A 21,075-nucleotide genomic window follows, 5' to 3' on the forward strand; every position below is an offset into this window, starting at 1 on the left:
AATTACATAAAGATGAAAACTACTTATAAAATAAGCTTAAGCTTTGTCCTGATCAACACCCTGTTCCTATTCAGCGCTGCAAATGCACAGGACAAAAAAGCGATAACCGCACAGCAAATCATAGACGGAACAGCTCCAGGTTTAAAATATGGGCCCAAAGCACAGCAAAAGATAACAACAACAGATAGCGAGAAAGAAAAAGCCTACAAAAGCGGAGACTTTGGTACTTATATATTTACAAATTACAAAAGCACAGCACCGCAAGGCTTAAATAAACGCTCAAAACAAGCCGGCGCTAACGCAACAGGCTCAGCAAAGCTTCCAAGTGATGCCCCTCAGCCAGCTCAAAAAGAAGAGAAAAAATCCGAAGCACCAAAACTTCCTACGCAGGGTGAGTAATGGAGGCTGAATATTAAATAAATCCGTCAATAATACTTTTAAGCTGGCCAGCTTGTATTACCCCGCTCTGCCGCCATTTGGTCTGTCCGTTTTTAAAAAGAATAAGTGTAGGTACACCCTGAATGTTGAACTGTTTAGAAACTTCAGGGTTTTTATCTACATCCACTTTTAATATGGTAGCGCTGTCTCCAATCATGCCTTTCAGCTGCTGTAATATTGGCGCCATCATTTTACACGGCCCGCACCATTCTGCCGAAAAATCGACCAGCACCGGTTTATCTGAATTGATGATTTCTTTAAAACTTGCCATAACACTTTTTTATAACCTATTAAACAAACCATCTCCTCAAAAGGTTTCAGCATGCTTAAGTTCTCAGTTTAAAACACATCTTAACATAAGATTTCCTATTTTAGCCGCATGCCTTCGGTATTTAAATAGTAGCTCAATATGAAAATAGCATTTTTTTCTGCCAAACCTTATGACAAAACATTTTTCAACAGGTACAATGAAGCATATGGTTTTGAGCTGGAGTTCTGGGAAACACATCTGGGGCCGCATATCGTAAATGCCATCACACCGGGCACTGAAGCTGTTTGCGTATTTGTAAACGATAAACTTACCGGTGAAGTGATTGATATCATGGCGGCAAAAGGCGTTAAAATAATAGCTTTACGCTGTGCCGGCTTCAACAATGTAGACCTGGAAAGGGCTAAAAAACAGGGCATCAGGATCTGCAGGGTTCCTGCATATTCTCCCGAAGCTGTTGCAGAACATGCCGTTGCTATGCTGCTCACCTTAAACAGAAAAACACACAAAGCCTATAACCGTGTACGTGAGCAAAACTTCTCGCTCAACGGTCTGCTGGGTTTCAACCTGTATGGTCGTACAACAGGTGTTATCGGAACAGGTAAAATAGGTAAAGCTTTCATCAAAATTATGCTGGGCTTTGGTTGCAAAGTTTTGGCCTGCGATCTCTATGAAGATGAAACATTAAAAGCTGAAGGTGTTCAGTACCTCTCTTTCGACGAGGTATTAAACCAGTCAGACATCTTGTCTCTCCATTGTCCACTTAATGCCGAAAATCACTACCTGATCAATGAAAGCAGCATCGTTAAAATGAAAAAAGGTGTCACCATCATCAACACCAGTCGCGGCGGATTACTCAACACACATGATGTGATCCAGGCTTTAAAATCCGGACATATTGCTTATCTGGGAATAGATGTTTACGAACAGGAAGAACAGCTTTTTTTCAAAGATCTTTCAGGATCTATCATAGCAAATGACGAGATCCAACGCTTAATGAGCTTTCCCAATGTACTGGTTACCGGTCATCAGGCTTTTTTTACAGAAGAAGCCCTTTCACAAATCGCCACGGTTACCTTAAACAGTATCGATCACCTCATTAAAGGTTCCGCACCAGCAGATCCGTCTGTATTGCTCGTGTAAGGTTGTCCATGCTTAAAGCTCATTGATATTACAAAAAAAGAACACATCAACTGATGAATAAGCAGATTGTATAGATGAATATTGATCATAATTTTGTTATTTTGAAGGATATTAAAGAACAGGCCATTTTTTATTCAAAAAACAAAACATGCCAGTTACAACAAAAAACGAGCAAACCCGTAATATTTTATCCATCGATATTGGCGGCACAAGCATTAAGGCCTGCATTTTAAACCCCAATGGCGACCTGCTTTCCGAGTTTAAAAAACTCCCGACCCCCGATAATGCTACTCCCCAGGCTGTGCTCAAATGCATTAAAGAACTGGTAGCTACCCTGAACAACGATTTCGAAAAAATTTCCATCGGCTTTCCTGGTTATGTAAAATGTGGAAAAGTACAAACTGCAGTCAACCTGGCCAAAAACAAATGGACCAATGTAGACCTTGCCCAGCAGGTAAGCGACCTGTTTGGGAAACCTGTACGACTCATCAATGACGCCGATCAGCAGGCTTTGGGCATTGTAGCCGGTAAGGGCTTCGAAATTGTATTTACCGTAGGTACAGGCTTTGGCACCGCCCTGGTTTTTGATGGCGATCTGCTCCCCCATCTGGAACTGGCACACCTGCCCATCACAAAGACAAAAGATTACGACGATTATATTGGCGACAGGGCCTTCGAAAAGATCGGTAAAAAAGAATGGAATGAGCGGCTGCAACGCATCATCGAAATTTACAAAACCGTATTCAACTACGATACCCTTTATATTGGAGGTGGCAACGCCAAACACATTACCCTTGAACTTGACCATAACATCAAACTGGTGTCTAATAAAGATGGCATTAAAGGCGGTGCAAAATTATGGGACCTGGAAGAAAAATATCATGTATATACCAACCATCCCAATAAAAAATAGACGATGAACAATAAATATACATTAGGAATGATAGGCCTGGGCACCATGGGCCGGAATTTATTGCTCAACATGGCCGATCATGGATTCGCAGTAACCGGTTATGACAAAGATGCCAGAATGCTCCAAAAACTGGAAGAAGATGGCAAAGCGCATCACTTAAAAGGCTTCCCCGTTCTTGCAGATTTTATACAAAGTTTAGAACTGCCAAGAAAAGTGATGCTGCTGGTGCCGGCCGGGCAGATTGTCGACAGTGTTATCCAGGACCTTGTCCCTTTGTTAGCCAAGGGCGATATGATCATCGACAGTGGGAACTCCCACTTTACCGATACCAGCCGCAGGGCTGCCGAACTTGACAAACAGGGCATCCACTTCTTCGGCATGGGCATATCCGGTGGTGAAGAAGGCGCACGTTTTGGCCCGAGCATGATGCCTGGGGGCGACAAAACTGCTTACAATGCGGTTAAGCCAATATTGGAAGCCGTAGCTGCCAAAGTAACCGGCGATCCCTGCGTAGCCTATATTGGACCCGGCGCATCTGGTCACTTTGTAAAAATGGTACACAATGGTATAGAATATGCCATTATGCAAATCCTTGCTGAAACTTACGATATGCTTAAACATGGCTTGGGTTATAACAATGAGCAAATCGGCAATACCTTCGCAAAATGGGACGAAGGCAGGCTGCAATGTTTCCTCATAGAGATCACCAAAGATGTGTTTAAAGTAAAAGACCCGAAGTCTGGCGGCTATTTAATCGACATCATCAAAGACGAAGCCATGTCAAAAGGCACCGGAAAATGGACTTCACAGGTATCAATGGACCTGGAATTGCCAATTCCTACCATCGACGAGGCCGTAAGCGCCCGTGACCTTTCCAAATTCAAACAACTGCGTATAGCGCTTAATGCGGCATTGCCACATCCTGCCGAACAGATCAGCAATCCACAGGAATTTGAAGCACAGCTGGAAGAAGCACTTTATTTTGCCATGATCGCCTGCTATGCCCAGGGTTTCCACCTGCTTAGCCAGGCTTCCGCAGCATATCAATACGATCTGCACCTGCAGGAAATCTCGCAGATCTGGCGCGGGGGCTGTATCATCAGGGCCGCATTACTGGAAGATATTTATCAGGCTTATAAAAAACAACCCAACCTGGAACACCTGTATGCCGATGCCGGTATCCAGCATAAACTGAAAGAAATTGTTCCTGGTACCAGAAAAGTTGTTGGCCATGCCATTCAAAACGGATTCGCCATTCCTGCCCTGGCCTCGGCATTAACCTATTTCGATTCATTAAGAACCGCAAATTCACCACTTAATTTAACCCAGGCCCAAAGAGACTTCTTTGGTGCCCATACTTTTGAACGTACGGATGAAGAAGGCATTTTCCATGCCGACTGGAATTCAAACAATTTGTAAAAACCCGATATAATGAAGACAAGTATCAGCCTCAATCCAACCATAATCGTAATTTTTGGTGGTACCGGTGATTTAAATCTGCGCAAGCTTGCGCCCGCTCTTTACAACCTTTATTCGGATGGTTATATGCCGGAGAAATATGCCATCATTGGCACTGCCAGACGAAAGCTGACTGATGAAAAATTCAGGGAAACCATTATGGATGGTGTAAACAGCTTTTCAAGATCAGGTAAAGTCAAACAGGAAAAATGGAATAAATTTGCCGAACATGTTTTTTACAGTCCGGTAGATGTAGAAGCACCTGAAACTTTTGGCGACCTGAAAGCAAATATTGAAAGGCATCAGAAGGAATTCGGCCCCGACACCCAGATTCTCTATTACCTGGCCGTGGCCCCTAACCTCTTCCCGCTTATTGCAAAATGCCTGTCCAAATACAAACTTGCAGGCAATGAAGACAATTGCAGAATTGTAATTGAAAAACCCTTTGGCCGCGACCTGGAAACTGCAAAAGAACTGAACTGCATACTGACCAGCATATTTTCAGAAAAACAGATCTATCGTATAGATCATTATCTGGGTAAGGAAACCGTACAAAACATTATGGCTTTCCGTTTTGCCAATTCTTTTCTGGAACCGCTGTGGAACCGGACTTATATCGATCATGTCCAGATCTCAGTAACAGAACAACTTGGTGTGGGCGACAGAGGAGGATATTACGAGGGCGCCGGTGCGTTAAGGGATATGATCCAGAACCACCTGCTGCAACTGGTATGTTTAATTGGTATGGAAACACCGGTTAACTTTGATGCCGATGAAATCAGGAATAAAAAGGTAGATGTACTGAAAGCCATGCGTCCTTTTGGTCCTGAAGACATCCGTTTCAGCACGGTAAGGGGCCAGTATACCAAGGGATGGGTTGAAGGAAAAGAAGTACCGGGATACAGACACGAAACCGGCGTTGCTCCCGATTCCAATACCGAAACCTTTGCCGCCATTAAGTTCTTTGTCGACAACTGGCGCTGGCAGGGTGTTCCCTTCTACGTGCGCACCGGTAAACGTTTGTTCCAAACTTCATCCTTAATTACCATTCAGTTTAAAGATGTTCCCCACCATATTTTCCCTTCAACGGTAACCGAACACTGGCAACAAAACCGACTGATCATTAGCATTCAGCCAGAAATGAGTATCCGTTTGCAGGTACAAGGTAAAAGACCAGGATTAGACATGGTACTTAACCCTGTCGACATGGTGTTTGATTATAAAGGTACTTATACCACCGAAAGCCCTGAAGCCTACGAAACTTTATTACTGGATGTGATGACGGGCGATCAGACCCAGTTTATGCGTGCCGATCAGGTAGAAAGTGCCTGGGAACTGTTAATGCCGGTTGTAAATGCCTGGGAAAGTAAAAAATCATTGAGCTTCCCGAATTATACGGCAGATTCATGGGGTCCGGAAGATGCTGAGGCCCTGATTGCCAGGGATGGCTTCCACTGGTTTACGCTTCCCTTAAATAAAGACTAATGAACTTACTGATCTATAAAACACAGCCTGAACTGCTCGAAGACCTTGCCGCTTATATCATCAAAATAGCCAACAAGGCCATCGCCGAACAAGACTGCTTCAATTTTGTACTTACAGGTGGCAACTCGCCAAAGGCCCTGTACGAAATGCTGGCCACTACCTATAAGGACCAAATAGACTGGAGCAAAGTTTATTTCTTTTTTGGTGATGAGCGTAACGTAATGCCTACACATGAAAGTTATAATGGCCTGATGGCAAAAAAGGCCATACTGGACCCACTTAACATTCCTGAAAGCCAGATCTTTTATGTAAATACTACCCTGGCGCCCGAAAAAGCCGCTGTAGAGTACAACAAAGCAATTGTAAAACACTTTGACGGGGCCGACCTCGTATTTGACCTCATCTTGCTGGGCATGGGCGATGATGCACATACTGCATCCTTGTTTCCAGGTACGGATATTTTAAACAATAAAAATGTAGAGATCGATTCGGTATTTGTAGAAAAACTCTCTACCTATCGCATCAGCTTTACCGCCCCTTTAATCAATAAGGCAAAAAATGTTGCCTTCCTGGTTTTTGGCGAAAACAAAGCTAAAGCGGTAAAAGAAGTAATTGAAAGCAAAAAAAGAAATACCAGACTCTATCCCGCACAATTGATCAATCCGATTGATGGCGGGGTTACCTGGTTTCTGGACGATGCGGCTGCAAGCCTGCTCGACAATTAAACCTTACAGACCTTAAACAAAAATGCCGGATAAAAATATCCGGCATTTTTGTTTATATACCTTACAGATCCAGTAACCGCCTGTGGTAATTGATCTGCCCAAGGTGATAAGCCAGGTGTCCGCTCAAATGGATCAGCATAAAAGCAACAGAACTTCCCCCCTCCACAATTTTCACCTGTGGGTAATCCTTTTCAAGGTCCTGATCAGTCAGTGGCTCAAGCGCTTCGTTTACAACCTTAATGGTCGCTTCAACCATACGTACCAATTCAGCTCTTGGTACATTTTTCAAAGAAAACTCTAAAGGCCTGTCCCTTACATATCCAGTTTTACCCAATTCAGCCCCTACATAAGTGTTCAGGTTGCCCACCAGATGTAAACAAAGGTTACCCGCAGAATTGGCTATGTTCCGGTCAACACGCCAGATATGCTGTTCGTGCTGATATTGCTCAATTTCAGCTTTTAGTCTGTTCAGGTCTCTTGTAAAGAGTGATTTTAATGCTTCTTTTAACATGGTTCATCTTTTTAACTGAGCCGGTAAAGTTAAGCTTTAACAATCGTCACAGCAAACATCAGCAACCGGAACCAATGCCGACGTACGGTAAATCCGGTAGCCACCCAGGCCTTCAGTCAGCGGATTGATGATTTTCCTTCGTCCCGAAGCTGCTGCCAGCTGAACATTACGGCCAGATTCCACATGCCATGTATTGTCAAGCGGAAACATCTCTACGCACAATACGCTCAAACTGCTGTTGGCGGGCAGCCCTAATGCCACCAGCTTTGCTTCCACATCTTCCAATTTAAGTACTGCTGTACCATATAAGGTACCATCCTCCCTTTTATCAGATTTTAAAGGCACATAAGGCATCAGGTCCGAATCAATCAGCAAATTCCTATAACTCATACCATCGGCCTGCCTCACCTGCGTATACAACATATACCATAAACTGGTTTGTGGTGGCCGGGCCGATACATTTTTTCCGTTCAGGACCGCCATGGCAAAAGGCGCTGTAATCACCAGTTCATTATTGGTTATTTTTTTAACCAGTCGCTTCCCCCTGCCAGGCCTTTCATTATTTTCAAAAAGTCCAACGGGTATCTTTTTATTTTCCAGCACCCTGCCCCTCAATCCCAGCCAAACCTCATATTTTCTCCGGAAGGCGTTGCAGCTTAATGCAGGTGCCGGATGCTGCACACCGTTTACTTTTAGCGGCCTGCCATATCTGGCCTGTGCAGTGCTCCAAAGTTCTTTTTTATGCCCCAGTCTAATCTCATAAGTAAAAAAACCGAACAACTCATCACTGTCTGCATGCAACCCTGGTGGCAAAGGCACCATATAATACCTGGTATTGCCCCCTGTATTGTCTTCAGCAATCATCTGTTGCATCGCACCCATTCCCGCAAAATCATTGTCCATACCCGGACTGATCACCCTTATCTTTTCCTCATTAATACCCAAAGGCGGATCGGCCGGATCGTAGCTGATCAGCTTCCCGTTCATGTTGCACAGCAATGGGTCGGGCGCATTGGCCAGCACCCTTACAAAATAAGTATCGTTCGGATCTGCCGGGGGCTCTGCCATTTCCAGCCATAAAAACCGCTGCCGCATCTCTGTTGAAGCATACCTTTCCACATCTGCCACATAAGGCGATAAAGCAATACCTGCCGAAACCAGTTGAGGTACCTGGTGCGGAATAATTGTTACCGGCAAATGTACTTCGGCAGTTATTTCCTCTTTTCCAGTCTCAGGATCAACATCTTTCAGGCTACCCGAAAATTCCGGTCTGAAATTCAGCACTATCCTGTACTCCAGCATGGTTTCCGTAGGAAAGGCATCGTTCGCTTTTTTCGGATCAAAGGCATCCAGAAATATCAGGCGTGTACTTTCCCGGTCGGCATCATATAAGGCATTGATGTTTGCCGTATCCGAAAGCCTGATCGTTCCTGCCAGCTCATCCACCGCCGGATAATCCACATCCAGCTCATGCTTCCATTTTCTGTACACAGAAACACTTTCAGGCATCAGCCCATCCCAGGCCCAGTCGCGTTTTAAGGTATAATCTACCGCAATTATCCATTGGTTATACAATTCTCCTAGCGAAGAAAAAGACACCGAAGAAGAATCCGGGGCCAGCGAGTGCCGCATCAGTCTGGAACAGCCAAATTGGGTACGCCTGCCCTTTTCGCCCTCTATGGTCAGGTTATGCGCACTAAGGTTCAGTGCGTCTGCCAGTCTGGAAAGCTCTGGCGGGGTACTGCTTTTCAGGATATTGAGCACCATAAAATTCTTTTGCCCAATTACTTTATTCTGATCGGCAGCATGCTCGGGCTGCAGATAAATGGCCTTAAGCCCCATTTCTGTGGCCTGTAACAAGTCCCTTTCATCTTTGGCCGGTTTAAAGGAAGTCAGCCTGATCTTTTTCCCTTCCAGAATACCCTCATCCGCATAGTTATTATCGGCCATTTTAATGATCGGTGTAAAAGTAAGGCGCAGGTGCCTGGATGTAGGTAATACCAGCTCTGCAACACTTCCCTTATCCGCAAGGCCATTTTCAAAATCCAGCACTTTAAAATCCCTGTACACCACACTCAGGGCAAACTCCTGGTCGTATTTATTTAAAGCTTTGTCCAGTTCATATTCCTTTTCATACCACAAAATATAAGGCTCCCTGCCACTTTCCGAAAGCACATTGTCCATTTCCAGGCTCTTTACCTCTACGCTCACTTTAAAATAATCCACATCCGGATCGGCAAGGCCAATATCTACGCTACTCTTATCTGGTCCGGCAGGTACATTGTCCAGTATGGCCTTTAACTGTGCTACCGCATCTGTATACTTACCGGTATATACCACTGCCGGATAAGCCAGCAAAGGCCTTTTAATTCTTAAAACAGGATTATTGGCATCCACTATGTTTTCAAGGATACTGGTATCTGCAAGTGGTACCGCAGCCGTTCCTTCCCCAAGCAAATCGTAGGCCTCTTTTGCATTCAGCAGGTTTAAGTTACCTGCTGCAACATATCTTTTAAAATGTGTTTTGGCAACCGGCCTTTCGCCCCCGTTTACAGGTTCATCACCCACAAGGGGGCCACCACCGGAAATATCCATCATCCTGATGCGAAACTGGTATTTACGACCATAAACCAGCGGAAATACATGCTCCGGGTCGGGAACATAGGGGTGATAGGTTTTCTTGGCAATGCTATTGATGGTATTGTCGGGCAGGTCGGGGCGTGGCTGTACCATCTGGTCATGCGTCAGCCTGTTGATCTCCTCCGCATCCTTATCTGCGATGGTCAGCGGCTTGCCGGCCCAGCTGCTAAAATACATGGGCAGCCAGAAACCATCTGCTTTAGAATTGCCATGCGATGCGGGGTGCACCTCTATCCCTGGTTCCAGCACTGCTCCTGCTTCGGCAATCTGAATACGGCCCTGTGCCAGTGCCGTACCCCTTTCAGCAATCACGCTGTTCTGGCTATGCCATCGGTCATCATCAGCTGTTTTAACGTCTACACGATACCCAAACACGCCTAAAGGAGCTTCTACCGGATTACCCGTCTGTTCCTCTTTTTGCAGCATTTGCCGGTTAAACCAGATGGCAATCTGCTCATCATCCCAGCCCAGGCGCAGGCCAATATCTTTTAAAGGCGGGTTAGACTTATCTTTCTCCTGCAACAGGTCCTGGTTAACAGGCTGGTTGGCATGTACAATTTTGGCAAAGCCATCATCATAAAAAATAGCTTCCCGCATAATTTCGTCATAGCCGGTATTGTTCTCGGCCAGCTCCCTTACCGGAAACTGTACCGGCGCAAACAATATCCGTTCATTTTTTCCTTTAAGTGCAGGTATCCTTGCTGCAAACTGCAATTTTCCAATCCCCGCAAAATCGCTGCCCGCAGCCAGCTCCGTATACAGCCAGCCACCTTCCTCAAAAAGTTTTTCATTTTCCGGGAAACGAACAGAGGCCTTATAAATCAGGCCTATCTTTTGGGCAAGTAAAGGATTACGCAAGCAATAGGCAATTACTTTCCCCCAGGAAAGCGTATCCCTGTCGGTCGGCTCATCGCTAACCTGTTTGTCCTTATTCTTTACCGCACACTGGTATTCATCGCCTGTTAATGCGTACCTTGTTTTGGGCTTTACAAAATTAAAAGCAGCCCTGTAACTTTCCGGCAGGTACTTACGGATGGCGCAGTCTTTATATTTTTCTATAGTAGCACCAGCTTTCTGCTCTTGCAGTCTGGTTTCGTCCTCATCAATTTTCCTGCCGTCAAACTCTTCCAGCTGGGCCTTTAAGGCTTCCCATACCGGGCGGGTATTTTCTACCGGATTTTCCAGTTCAGTTTCCAGTTCAAAATTAACACCGGTTGTTAAAGGCAGTCCGTCCAGACTGTTGATCACCATCGCCTTAAAATTAAGCTGTGCATCGGCAAATGCAGGCTGACCGTCTTTTAAAGGTGCCAGCGGGTTCAGGTTACGGGGTATAATCACAATATTGAAAACAATCCTGCCGTTTTCATAACGCTGAGGAAAGCTAAGGATACATAGGGTTATTGGTTCCATGGTAGTTGTTCTGTTGGTTAAGCAATCTGACGGGTTTCCTGCCAGGTTTCGGAGAAATTGATGTCAATTACCCAGAAAATGCTGATGTCTAAAGCGAAGGTGCACATGGCAATGCAGCTGGTTGGTCCGCCCCCCAGTTGTTTCTCTATTTTTCCGGCCGCTTCTATCTGGATGGTCACGGTTACAATGCCCCCGAAGATCTCTGCACGGCCCCTGAAATAAATAAATGCACCTACAATAAGTACTTCGGTATTCAGCGACATGTCTACCCCCACCATATACAGTACAGATACACTGCCTATTACCGGCAGGCCAACACAAAGTTCTATACCAAAGCCAAATTTAAAATAGAGCGTTGGCGGGTTCTTCAAATCGGCAGCCAGGCCCACTTCTGCCCTTCCTGTTGCATACACCGTAGCTGCAGCAAGCGATACGCACATCACCCTTAAATCGGCACCAAGTTCCAAAAATGCACCAGCCGAGGGAATGATCTGGTCTATCGTATTGGGTATTTTCATTGGCTGATTAAAATAGCAGCCAATTTTAAAGTAGGCGTCCAGTTTCAGTGGTGTGGTTGGCGAGTTGTAATTGATCGGATCGAAGGGAAATTTCACAAAAGGGATTTCTTTAGAAGCCTTAAACTTATATTCCCATGAATCTGCCGCATTGCTCATGGCAATCTGCAAGCCTTTTTTTACCGCCTCAACCGGCTGTGTCGGGTCCAGGTTGTCCAGGAATTCGAGTATCTGGTATATTTTTTCAAGTGGCTCGGCCAGTTTCAGCTGTGGGGCATTGCCCGAATCAAATCCGGGGCTGGCCGAAGCTTTGGCCTTAAAATCACCACTAATCGTCATCAGCGATTTAAAAGAGGCCAGGTCTACCACAATGCTCATATTGCTCAGCTCATTTTTCCATTTGTCGCCCCCTGCGGCCGAGTCGGTTACATAATTAACCAATGTGCCCGATTTTGTGCCACCTTTTGTCTCACTTTTATACTGGATATACATCCTGAAAGCATCGCCTGCTTTACCAATGACATCAAATTCAAAATGATCCGGAACAGGAAAATTATTAATCGCTTTAGACAATCCTGTAGAAAGGATATCTGCGGCCGATTCAACTACATTTTCTATCTGCAAAGCATTCATCATGTTCGGAAAAGGCCCTTTGCTGTTCAGCAGCCTGAAACTATCGGCCAGTAAAGGCGCCTCTGTAATCATGGCCAGCGGATTGTTCAGGTCATATCTTGGATCACCGAGCAGCAATTTCTGTGTTCCTGTATTCTGCACATAACCATACCGCCGCAAAAAAGTTACCTTGTTCAGCAAAGCATCCGGAAAAGCCACCTGCGAAACCGGACTTTTGCCATACAGTACAAAACCCGCTTTGTCACGGGCCCTTTCACCTATCCGGATCAGTGGTACACTCTGTTTATTGGCCACAGGGCTTACCTCACCGCTCTGCTTATCCAGTTCCACCACACTCCAGCTGCCATCTGCCGGCAACTGTACCGATCCTTTTCCGGCAACAATAAACACATGCTTCGTCTCATCATCTTTTTCAAATGAGGCATTTACCTCTACCCGCTCCAGCTGCATCAGCTGCAAACTTTTGGCCAGGCTAACCGCACAATCTACCCTCCCGCCTATTGAATTCTGGCTGTTCAGCATCAGTTGTCTGAACGTATCGGCAGGCACAGGAACACCAGAGGGCAGTACCTGCAAATAACCTTTAAACTGCTTGCCGGTTACATATTTTCCATTCAGTCCGCTGGTTACATTTTCTATAGCCACATCCGCATCAAAAGTTACCCCTATAAACCGGGCAGGCACTGTGCTGGCCGGTCCGGTATCAGTCACATAACCATTCCCTGCTACCCTATAGTCGCCATCTTCAGGTGTATAAGGCAGTGCCATCACGTCACCATCTATTTCCCTGATGTTGTGCACATTAAACAAGCCCTCTATTACACCTGGATGAAACACATAAGGATTCTGGAAAAAGCCGACACTGTTTTTATCGTTTGCCTTGTTACGGGCCCTGAAAGAAAAATCGAACAAGCCGTCACTCTTGGCAATCCAGCCACTGTCTTCCCTAAAAATGATTGCATTGTTCCTGCGATAAAGAGTAATGGTCCTGATCACGGTAATTCCCCATGGGTACAGTACACTGATTACCTGTACCACCTCGTGGGCTACCCTGCCCCTCATCACATCAAACTTAACCTGGGTCACATCCCCATATTTGGCCAGGGGTTTTAACCAGTTGCTAAAGGTACTTGCACCATAGCCAGAAAAATCAATATGAGTAAGCGGCACCCCATCATCCTTAACCCCCGCTGCAAATACATTGTTAAAAATATCATGTACAGTTTGCCCTAAAATGCTCTTGTCAATCTCATTTCCATAAGGGTCCGTCAGGTTTCTTTCCTGCTTGGTAAGTCCCGTTAACAATGGAGGGAGCTCCGGATTATCAGGTTTTTCGGCAGCAATCCTGAACTGCATGCCTCCTTTAAGCTTAAACGTATTTTTAGTTAAAGAAAATTCTGGTTGTATAAAATCAAGGTGCCTGCTGTTCATGCGCGCCTGATCTGGATTATAGGGCGTTAAATAAGCCAGAGAAAGCTTACCATTGGGCAAACCAAAAAGCACACTGCTTTGCAATTTGGCCCTTTCTGCATCCGTCAGCTGGGTTTCCCCGGCGCTAACCACTATGCCATCCGCTGGTTTAAGGTTCTGCTTAAACCGGTTCATATAAGCCTTGGGGTCAATGCTTAAAGACCTGATGTCATTTTGTGTAAATATCGTTGCCGGCCCATTGTCCTTAAAGCCAATCAGGCCTTCAGGCGGATCGGCACTAACCAGGGGCTTACTCAGGTTAATCAGGGGTTCCCAGGAAATATGTGGCAGTGTAAAGCCGTTTAACAGGGCCATTGGGGCACGGAGCTGCATGCGCTCAACTGTTACCACCTCGCTTTGGTTGCCGGCCTGCACACTTGCATAACGCTCTGTAAATGCCGTTCGCTGGTCAAAAGACATAGAAATGCCCAGCAAATCATAATTGGTACTCAGGTCCAGCAAAGAGAAAATATCCTGGCGCCGTTCATCGCCATTCCTGTATTTTTCAGAATAAGTGATGCTTTCCGGACTCGTCAGGTGCCCGTAAGCGCCCAGTACACCCGGGCTTCCCGAGTTGTCATCCAAACTGCCACCAAACAATGGCAGCCCTGCCAGCTGACTGTACATCAACTTAAAATCTACATTAACCAATCCCCCCAGGCCATTGTCATGGTCCCATTTACAAACAGAGGCCAGAATACACTTTGCACTCCTGTTATAGGCAGCAACATCTCTGTAAACCCCTATATTTCTTTCTTTTCTTAATGTGCGGGAAGTATAAGGGTGTGGTAAGGTCGGAATCAGGTCCAGCAAACCATACAATATAGTCAGGTTGCCTGTTTTCAATAGGTTTTGTTCATCAAAACTACCCGACAGTATCACCATAGCCGGTGGTGTGGTTATAAAATAAGCATTGCGGATGGCAAACTGGTATGGTTTTTCAGCCTTATTTTCAGTTGCCATATCCTGGTCCCATACCATCATCTGGCAGGCTGTTTCTGTGATATATTTCACATAAATACTGTCCAGGGTAGCCGGGGCAACCGCAATTCCGTCGGCCCTTATGGGTTTATCAATTTCAAACTGCACATCTGCAAGTACAGAAATATTTTCTGCACCCTCTTCAGCACTGTTGTACTCCAGTTTTTTCTTATGTAAAAAAGAAAGCTTAGCTTTTGTTTGTACAGGAATATCGCCTTCCCTGTTCCATAAAGTATACTGTTCTTCCAGTAACTTAAAATCAGCCAGCTGTTCACGGATAGAGATCAAACCTGGTTCGGCCAGCAGTACCGGCCTGTTCAGGCTTACCCAATCCGAACCATTCCCTGCGCCTTTCCATATCGCCTGTAAACCCACATTACAAGCCAGGGCAATACCGCCATTGTTTTTGATGGCAAAAGGCTTGTCGATATCCAGTTCGGCTACGGCCAGGCACCAGGCAGCAGAAGCTGAAGGTGCAGTACCCTGCAGTTTAAAAAAATCCGATTTGCAATCGTTTACGGTAAAGTCGGGCACATCACTTTTCAGCCTGATCAGCACGCGGTTAAGGTCGGCACTAAAAGTATTCTGGCTATCTGGAATCCAGTCAAATCGCTTCTGATCGCCATATAACTGCCAGCTGCAAGTCCCCAGTCTAAGTACCGTCCATTTCTTGTTCGCATAGTTAAAAGCTACCTGTGCGGGTAATTTCAGGTCGGCCATACGTGCATCAATGCCCACTGCGCCGGTTCCACTGGCTGTAAAACTATTGTCCAGTTCCAGCTCCAAAGAAAAGCTGGTGGTTAAGGGCAAAGTCATTTTATCGGCACTCAGTGTCTGGTTCTGGTTCAACAGCAGCTTTCCGCCCGATATTTTTAAACCCGTATAAGTACCTGTACCCGCCTTAATGTTAAACAGGTCGGCCCTGATCCAGACGCTCCCCTTTGCCAGATTGAACTGCATAGCAGGTCTGGCGTTCAGTATGCCTGTTCTAACCGGAACCAGCATCAAAGGTCTGGAATCACCAGCCACATAAATCTTTACCAGCTTTTCATACTTGTAAAAATCAAACCAATACAACCTGCCATCATCGGCTTTAAAGGGGCCCATTGTTTTTTCCGGACTGGCCAAACTTCCCAGCCATGTTTCCGTTCCGGGCATAGCAATAGCCGAAAGCGGCATTTCCCTACGTACCACCTGATATTCATTGGCCTTATCCGGCAGTTTAACATTGGCAAATTTGCGCAGCAAACTGCTGTTTTCAATGTTTTCTTTGATTACTGAGGCTGTTTCGCTTTTCAGTACCCTGAGATTGCCGGCATTAAGGTCTGCCTTTTGGAGTAAACCCACTAAATTTTCAAGGCTTGTGTTTTTGTTTTCCGGTTGGTCCTTAAGGTCGTGGATCAGACGAAGGTAGTTTTCGAGGGGAGATGATTCAGGCATATTAATATAGGATAGATTAATAAATTGAACTATAGGTACAGCATAAAAAAGAAGGTAAGCGCTTGAGCGTTAGCGCATGGAGACGGATAGAATGTATATTAAATGTAGAAAGGTTTTAATTAAAAACAAAGTTTTTAATTAAATATAATCCCACAAATGTTGAAAAAGCTCCTGTCGGCCGGTATGGTGCAGTGGTCAGATAGCAAGCAACAATTTAACAGGTCTTTCCACAGCTTTTGGCGAAATACCATGGTATTTTTTAAAGGCTTTACTAAAGTAATGTGGGTCCTGGTAACCACTAAGCGCGGCAATTTCATAAATGGGTTTAGCAGTAGTAACTAACTGGTTATAAGCAAAAGTCATTCTGGTATTGATCACCTGCTCATGCAGGGGAATTCCGAAAGTCAGCTTTGCCAAACGGGCAAGCGTTCTTTCCGATACCATAAACCTGCTGGCCAGTGCAGGCATATCATCCACCAGTGGTGTGGCAAAGTTTTCTTTTACAAAGGCAACCAGTGCCCTACCCTTTTCCTGGTAATAGGCGTTTATGGTATCCGAGCCAATCAGCCTATGGTAGTACTTATTGATGCATTCGTTGATAAACACATAGCCCTCGCTATCCATCCCCATATCTTTTATGCGGTTATCCATCATTTTTAAAGACCTGAATAAGCTGGCAGCCATACCAAAAGCAGGCAAATCTTTGGGTTGATCAGCAGCCCGCTCTAAAGAACTGGTAAAGGAACTGAGCACGGCTAGATGCTGGCATTTGTAAATCAACCAGTCTGTCCGTAAAGAAGCAATCAAAAACTGGTTCATCCCCAGCAGTAGCTGTAGTTCATATTCACCTGCGGGGCGGTAACACAACTGGCAGGAGTTTCGGCTCAGGTCGGCAAACAACAAAAATGCCGGTTCTGCTATGGTATATTTCAGGCTTGCATCAGCATTTAATACTGCTTCAAATAACTTTAAATGGGCCAGGTAGTGGCTTACAGACTGGATGATATAAGCCCCTTCCTGGGTAATAAGCTTTTGTGCCATCGCTATACGCAGCGGCATCTTACTCTGATTGCTCAGCGTACCAGGTGTTAAAACTTCCGATTGAATAGCCGCCAGATGAAATTGGATATATGCTTGCATAAGTTACCGTTTTTAGAGATGAGGTAATAAGACATAGAAATACCACGTTTTTCATAGGGGGGTGGGGGTATATTTAAAGGTGATTATTTTAAGCGATTAACCAAACAACCGAAACGGACCAAAGTTGTTCTTATTGTTCACATTTTTTCTTCTGGTCAAATTCCCTTACCATCGGTTGCATGATATATAATATATTTGCGTCCAATTATTAAAACCAGGTAGCATAATGAGTATTAAATTATTTGTAGCAGGCTTACCCCACAACATGACAGAAATTGAATTGCTTGAACTGTTCAGCAATCATGTATTGGTACATGAGCTCAATATCGTTAAAGAAGGTACCAGAAGTTTATGTTATGGATTTGTGCAGGTACAGAACCAGGCATTTGCCCAAAGGGCCATCGATGCTTTAAATGGCAAATTAATAGGCAACCGAAAATTGGTGGTGCGCCTGGCCAATGAAAAAAATCCGGCCAGAACATACTAGACAAACAAATCAATAAAGCTATGCTGGAAGTAAAAACATTCTGGAAAAAAGAGCGTGACGTTTTATATAAGTGGGGACAGGAAGACGGAATTCAAACTGGTAAAGCCAAAGGACGCCATGAAGAGGCCTTAGCTATTGCACGTGAAATGAAGAAGGATAAATTTCCAATTGATAAAATTGCGAAACTGACCAAGCTCTCTATTGAAGAAATAGAGCAACTTTAATAGAAAGCATGATTTTCCAGCTGTTCTTTCATCTGCTGGTTTTCCAGATAAAAATAAATGATAAGGCCCAATAATAACGCCATCAATATTAAAATTCCGATAATCCGCCATTTCCATGTCTTCTTAACTCGCATGTACTTAGAAGTATCTTCAATTTCAATGAACTGAATACTTTTGCCGGCAGTTTGCTCTTCAGTGCTTTCTGACTCTTTAGTATGGACTTTTAGCTTAACTATCCGTGTATGTTTCGATTTTGTCAGTTCCTTTAAATCATCTTCAATCTTTTGTCCGGTAGCAGGTGTAGATATGCCCGATAGCTGAGCTAAATCCATTTCTATCCTAGACAGGGCGATATCAATTTGAGGATAGTTCTTTTTCAGAAACATCAATTGTTGGATTTCTTTTTCGGTAGCTGTACCAGTTAGATAAGCTTCCAAAACCCCACTTTCTATATACTCATTTATATCCACGGGTTTTATCTATTGGCCAAAGGTTTGCCAGTATTGAATGTTTCAGTTAGTTTGCTTAAGCTAAAATATATAAATTTTACCAAAAAGCCATTAAGCATCAAAATTTTGATACTAATTAAATCATTATGCAGAATTATACTTCTCTTTCAAAAATGTGGTTTCCTGCTCCACATTGGTTATATTAGCAGTATGAAGACATCACTCTCCCACTTACCTGAGGCAAAACAAAGAGAAATCGCGCACATTCTTGGAATCATCAGAGAAGAAGCAGATCCTGAAAAGGTGATTCTATTTGGTAGCCACGCCAGAGGCAGCTGGGTTGAGGATGAATATGTAGAAGATGGCATTCGCTTTAGCTATATCAGCGATTATGATTTTCTGGTGGTGGTAAAAAAAGGAGAAGTAAAAGAACAGGCAATTATCAGCCACATTGAAAACCGTTGTAATGACTTTAAAAGTGTAGTTAGTCCCATTGTTCATGATATTGATTATATCAATGAGGGCCTGCGCATTGGTCAATACTTCTTTTCAGATATTGTATCCGAAGGTATATTACTGTTTGATACTAAAAGTTTCGAGTTTGAAAAAGCTGCAGAGCTGACCCTTGAAGAAGAAAGAAAAAAAGCACAAGCATATTATGATATATGGTATCCTCAAGCATCACAATTTTTAATAGATGCAGTTAATGCTTATCAACGTGGAACTGATGGATATAGAAACAGCGCATTTTATCTGCATCAATCAACAGAATGTTTCTTCAGTGCTGCCTTGCTAGTTCACACTGGCTATAAACCTAAAAGCCATAACCTCGCAAAATTAAGAAATTACGCTAAGCATGTTTCTGTAGATTTATATGCAATCTTTCGTAGCCCAATTATAAATGAACATGAGTTTCATCTTTTCGATCTACTTAAACGGAGCTATATTGATGCCCGTTATAAACTGGATTATGCAATCACAAAGGATGAATTAAATGAGCTTATTGCCAAAGTCACCAAAATACAGGGAATTGTTAAAACTATCTGTGAGAACAGAATAAATTCTTTAAGCCAAGCTAACAATAACTCAAATGCCTAATATGTATATTATCGCCGGATGCAATGGCGCCGGTAAAACAACGGCTAGTTATACCATATTGCCTGAGATACTGAACTGCAAGGAATTTGTTAATGCAGATAACATTGCAGCAGGTCTCTCTCCATTTAATCCATCGGGAGTAGCTTTGGAAGCAGGTCGGATCATGTTAAGTCGTATAAACGAATTAATGAATGAAAGTGCCGATTTTGCTTTGGAAACCACACTATCAACCCGAAGTTATGTTTTTCTTGTTAAGAAAGCACAGCTATCTGGCTATAAAGTAAGTCTACTTTACTTTTGGCTAAGTTCGCCCAAAATAGCTATAGAAAGAGTTGCCAAACGCGTTAGTAATGGCGGTCACAATATACCTGCAGATATAATTGAACGCAGATATTATAGAGGAATAAAGAACTTGCATCAATTGTATATGCCTATTTGTGACGAATGGACTTTGGTCGATAACATGGATTTAATTCCAGAAGTTATTGCTAAAAATGACAGCTTTGGAAAAACAGTTTTTAATGACGAACTTTGGAATAGAATAATACAACAAGGCCATGAAAAACGTTGATCACATAATTCAAGATGCCACCTTTACTGAAAAAGTAATGATTGGACTTAAAAAAGCACTGCGCAAATTGGCCGAAGATGCAGCATCAAAAAATGAAAGCTTAATTGTTGGGGATAAAGACGGAAATGTCAAATCTGTTCCAGCTAAAGAACTATTGAAAAAGCTTTCCAAGTAAACCTAGCTCATTTGTTGCTATACATGCCTAACTCAGCATAGGTTAACTAAGTATTGTGATAACATTACATTCTAGCTTCTCATAATCTAATATTTTAGGTAAAAAACTAAAAATATTTATTAAATTACACCAAATTAATTACATTTGCTATAGAACATCCTCATTACTTGGCCTGAGAAACCTAAACTTATTAGGATGTTATCTAAACCAACAATATTGCATAGCAATCGGCCGGGTTTCTTTTATACAAGACCAGGCAGTTTCTCAAGCCTCAGTAGTGAGCTAAAGAGGCCCGAGCCCCTTGCTATGAACAACATGGTATTCTACACAGTATCTATTTTATTACTAATATCCCTAATCTTATGCCCACCAGATTAGTCGTTTCTGTTTACATTCCTTAATTCGTATCTGTAGATACATAATCGAGACTTACTAAATAAATTAGTTAAATCCGCCTATTTTAATCCTTACTTTTCATTATTTTAGCTATTAAATTTAGCAATTAATATTTATTATTTAAAACTGCTATGAATTACTTAGATATGAGGCTTCCCCATTTAGAACTCCTAAATAAAGACGAGAAAACAATTCGATTTATGTCAAAAATATATAAATTTAAAATGCTTATTGAATGGATTTTATTCCAAAATCTAATAGAACTAGGCACAAAAAAAAAGCTATTCAGCATTCAAAACAACGTTTTCAAAAGGAAATTAATATTTAACAAAATTTTGGTTTATTTGAATTTTTTTTTACATAAGTTTGTCCTAACTAGACAAATTTTGCGTAAAATGGGATCGCTAGCTAACTGTAAACCATTGTCTAACATTTACCTTAACTTTCTTTTAAAGAGAGATAAGTACGTTAATTTTTCCGAAATCCGTTTAGCTGAACTTTTCTT

17 protein-coding genes are annotated in these 21,075 nt (G+C 43.4%); 11 read left to right on the top strand and 6 right to left on the bottom strand.

The window, feature by feature from the left end; translation table 11 throughout:
• The first annotated feature begins 12 nt into the window (after positions 1-12).
• Entirely contained in the window at positions 13-399 is a 387-nt protein-coding gene (locus HDC92_RS01205; RefSeq protein WP_143715718.1) for a hypothetical protein, read from the top strand.
• A gap of 13 nt (positions 400-412) precedes the next feature.
• Here HDC92_RS01205 and trxA read toward each other — a convergent pair whose 3' ends face one another.
• On the bottom strand, positions 413-709 hold the full coding sequence (gene trxA, locus HDC92_RS01210; protein WP_015807504.1) for a thioredoxin: 297 nt from the start codon (positions 707-709) through the stop codon (positions 413-415).
• A gap of 138 nt (positions 710-847) precedes the next feature.
• Here trxA and HDC92_RS01215 point away from each other — a divergent pair, with 138 nt between their 5' ends.
• The 5 genes from HDC92_RS01215 to pgl all read left to right on the top strand — a co-directional run bounded on the left by HDC92_RS01215 (position 848) and on the right by pgl (position 6,430).
• A complete protein-coding gene (locus tag HDC92_RS01215; protein WP_183871768.1) occupies positions 848-1,849 on the top strand; it encodes a 2-hydroxyacid dehydrogenase in 1,002 nt (333 codons plus the stop codon).
• 148 nt (positions 1,850-1,997) lie between these two features.
• On the top strand, positions 1,998-2,762 hold the full coding sequence (locus tag HDC92_RS01220) for an ROK family protein (RefSeq protein ID WP_183871770.1): 765 nt from the start codon (positions 1,998-2,000) through the stop codon (positions 2,760-2,762).
• Positions 2,763-2,765: 3 nt separating this feature from the next.
• Positions 2,766-4,181: an NADP-dependent phosphogluconate dehydrogenase gene (gene gndA / locus HDC92_RS01225; RefSeq protein WP_183871772.1), complete on the top strand. Its 1,416-nt coding sequence runs from the start codon at positions 2,766-2,768 to the stop codon at positions 4,179-4,181.
• Between the two features lie 12 nt (positions 4,182-4,193).
• Positions 4,194-5,705, top strand: coding sequence for a glucose-6-phosphate dehydrogenase (gene zwf, locus HDC92_RS01230; RefSeq protein WP_015807500.1), 1,512 nt, complete (start codon positions 4,194-4,196; stop codon positions 5,703-5,705).
• Positions 5,705-6,430, top strand: coding sequence for a 6-phosphogluconolactonase (gene pgl / locus HDC92_RS01235; protein ID WP_183871774.1), 726 nt, complete (start codon positions 5,705-5,707; stop codon positions 6,428-6,430). Before zwf ends, pgl begins: the two co-directional genes overlap by 1 nt.
• 61 nt (positions 6,431-6,491) lie before the next feature.
• Here the strand turns inward: pgl and HDC92_RS01240 are convergent, their stop codons facing one another.
• From HDC92_RS01240 to HDC92_RS01255, 4 genes are all read right to left on the bottom strand, one after another.
• Positions 6,492-6,941 carry a DUF1572 family protein gene (locus tag HDC92_RS01240; RefSeq protein ID WP_183871776.1) on the bottom strand — a complete coding sequence of 150 codons (450 nt, stop codon included), beginning with the start codon at positions 6,939-6,941 and terminating at the stop codon, positions 6,492-6,494.
• A 36-nt stretch (positions 6,942-6,977) separates the two neighbouring features.
• Complete coding sequence (locus HDC92_RS01245; RefSeq protein ID WP_183871778.1) at positions 6,978-10,991, bottom strand: hypothetical protein; 4,014 nt, start codon at positions 10,989-10,991, stop codon at positions 6,978-6,980.
• Positions 10,992-11,008: 17 nt separating this feature from the next.
• Positions 11,009-16,030: a hypothetical protein gene (locus tag HDC92_RS01250; RefSeq protein ID WP_183871780.1), complete on the bottom strand. Its 5,022-nt coding sequence runs from the start codon at positions 16,028-16,030 to the stop codon at positions 11,009-11,011.
• A 195-nt stretch (positions 16,031-16,225) separates the two neighbouring features.
• Positions 16,226-17,170 carry a helix-turn-helix transcriptional regulator gene (locus HDC92_RS01255; protein WP_183871782.1) on the bottom strand — a complete coding sequence of 315 codons (945 nt, stop codon included), beginning with the start codon at positions 17,168-17,170 and terminating at the stop codon, positions 16,226-16,228.
• A gap of 226 nt (positions 17,171-17,396) precedes the next feature.
• Between HDC92_RS01255 and HDC92_RS01260 the strand changes: the two genes are divergently transcribed.
• Both HDC92_RS01260 and HDC92_RS01265 read left to right on the top strand, forming a co-directional pair.
• Positions 17,397-17,657, top strand: a complete 261-nt coding sequence (locus HDC92_RS01260; RefSeq protein ID WP_183871784.1) for an RNA recognition motif domain-containing protein — start codon at positions 17,397-17,399, stop codon at positions 17,655-17,657.
• A gap of 20 nt (positions 17,658-17,677) precedes the next feature.
• Positions 17,678-17,881, top strand: coding sequence for a hypothetical protein (locus HDC92_RS01265; RefSeq protein WP_183871786.1), 204 nt, complete (start codon positions 17,678-17,680; stop codon positions 17,879-17,881).
• Here HDC92_RS01265 and HDC92_RS01270 read toward each other — a convergent pair.
• Entirely contained in the window at positions 17,878-18,351 is a 474-nt protein-coding gene (locus HDC92_RS01270; protein ID WP_183871788.1) for a hypothetical protein, read from the bottom strand. The two genes, HDC92_RS01265 and HDC92_RS01270, sit on opposite strands and share 4 nt — an antisense overlap.
• A 189-nt stretch (positions 18,352-18,540) precedes the next feature.
• Between HDC92_RS01270 and HDC92_RS01275 the strand changes: the two genes are divergently transcribed.
• From HDC92_RS01275 to HDC92_RS01285, 3 genes are read left to right on the top strand one after another with little or no spacing between them, the layout of a single operon-like run.
• A complete protein-coding gene (locus tag HDC92_RS01275; RefSeq protein ID WP_183871790.1) occupies positions 18,541-19,428 on the top strand; it encodes a HEPN domain-containing protein in 888 nt (295 codons plus the stop codon).
• A 1-nt stretch (position 19,429) separates the two neighbouring features.
• A complete protein-coding gene (locus HDC92_RS01280) occupies positions 19,430-19,999 on the top strand; it encodes a zeta toxin family protein (protein ID WP_255484327.1) in 570 nt (189 codons plus the stop codon).
• A complete protein-coding gene (locus tag HDC92_RS01285) occupies positions 19,986-20,174 on the top strand; it encodes a hypothetical protein (protein WP_183871794.1) in 189 nt (62 codons plus the stop codon). The genes HDC92_RS01280 and HDC92_RS01285 overlap by 14 nt, the downstream gene beginning before the upstream one ends.
• Positions 20,175-21,075 lie beyond the last annotated feature (901 nt).

The sequence above is a fragment of the Pedobacter sp. AK017 genome (assembly GCF_014200825.1).
GTDB classification, from domain to species: domain Bacteria; phylum Bacteroidota; class Bacteroidia; order Sphingobacteriales; family Sphingobacteriaceae; genus Pedobacter; species Pedobacter heparinus.

What these genes read in the sequence shown, in the direction of transcription:
- HDC92_RS01205 (WP_143715718.1), top strand. Translation starts at nt 13, where the DNA reads ATGAAAACTACTTATAAAATAAGCTTAAGCTTTGTCCTGATCAACACC.
- trxA (WP_015807504.1), bottom strand. Translation starts at nt 709, where the DNA reads ATGGCAAGTTTTAAAGAAATCATCAATTCAGATAAACCGGTGCTGGTC.
- HDC92_RS01215 (WP_183871768.1), top strand. Translation starts at nt 848, where the DNA reads ATGAAAATAGCATTTTTTTCTGCCAAACCTTATGACAAAACATTTTTC.
- HDC92_RS01220 (WP_183871770.1), top strand. Translation starts at nt 1,998, where the DNA reads ATGCCAGTTACAACAAAAAACGAGCAAACCCGTAATATTTTATCCATC.
- gndA (WP_183871772.1), top strand. Translation starts at nt 2,766, where the DNA reads ATGAACAATAAATATACATTAGGAATGATAGGCCTGGGCACCATGGGC.
- zwf (WP_015807500.1), top strand. Translation starts at nt 4,194, where the DNA reads ATGAAGACAAGTATCAGCCTCAATCCAACCATAATCGTAATTTTTGGT.
- pgl (WP_183871774.1), top strand. Translation starts at nt 5,705, where the DNA reads ATGAACTTACTGATCTATAAAACACAGCCTGAACTGCTCGAAGACCTT.
- HDC92_RS01240 (WP_183871776.1), bottom strand. Translation starts at nt 6,941, where the DNA reads ATGTTAAAAGAAGCATTAAAATCACTCTTTACAAGAGACCTGAACAGA.
- HDC92_RS01245 (WP_183871778.1), bottom strand. Translation starts at nt 10,991, where the DNA reads ATGGAACCAATAACCCTATGTATCCTTAGCTTTCCTCAGCGTTATGAA.
- HDC92_RS01250 (WP_183871780.1), bottom strand. Translation starts at nt 16,030, where the DNA reads ATGCCTGAATCATCTCCCCTCGAAAACTACCTTCGTCTGATCCACGAC.
- HDC92_RS01255 (WP_183871782.1), bottom strand. Translation starts at nt 17,170, where the DNA reads ATGCAAGCATATATCCAATTTCATCTGGCGGCTATTCAATCGGAAGTT.
- HDC92_RS01260 (WP_183871784.1), top strand. Translation starts at nt 17,397, where the DNA reads ATGAGTATTAAATTATTTGTAGCAGGCTTACCCCACAACATGACAGAA.
- HDC92_RS01265 (WP_183871786.1), top strand. Translation starts at nt 17,678, where the DNA reads ATGCTGGAAGTAAAAACATTCTGGAAAAAAGAGCGTGACGTTTTATAT.
- HDC92_RS01275 (WP_183871790.1), top strand. Translation starts at nt 18,541, where the DNA reads ATGAAGACATCACTCTCCCACTTACCTGAGGCAAAACAAAGAGAAATC.
- HDC92_RS01280 (WP_255484327.1), top strand. Translation starts at nt 19,430, where the DNA reads ATGTATATTATCGCCGGATGCAATGGCGCCGGTAAAACAACGGCTAGT.
- HDC92_RS01285 (WP_183871794.1), top strand. Translation starts at nt 19,986, where the DNA reads ATGAAAAACGTTGATCACATAATTCAAGATGCCACCTTTACTGAAAAA.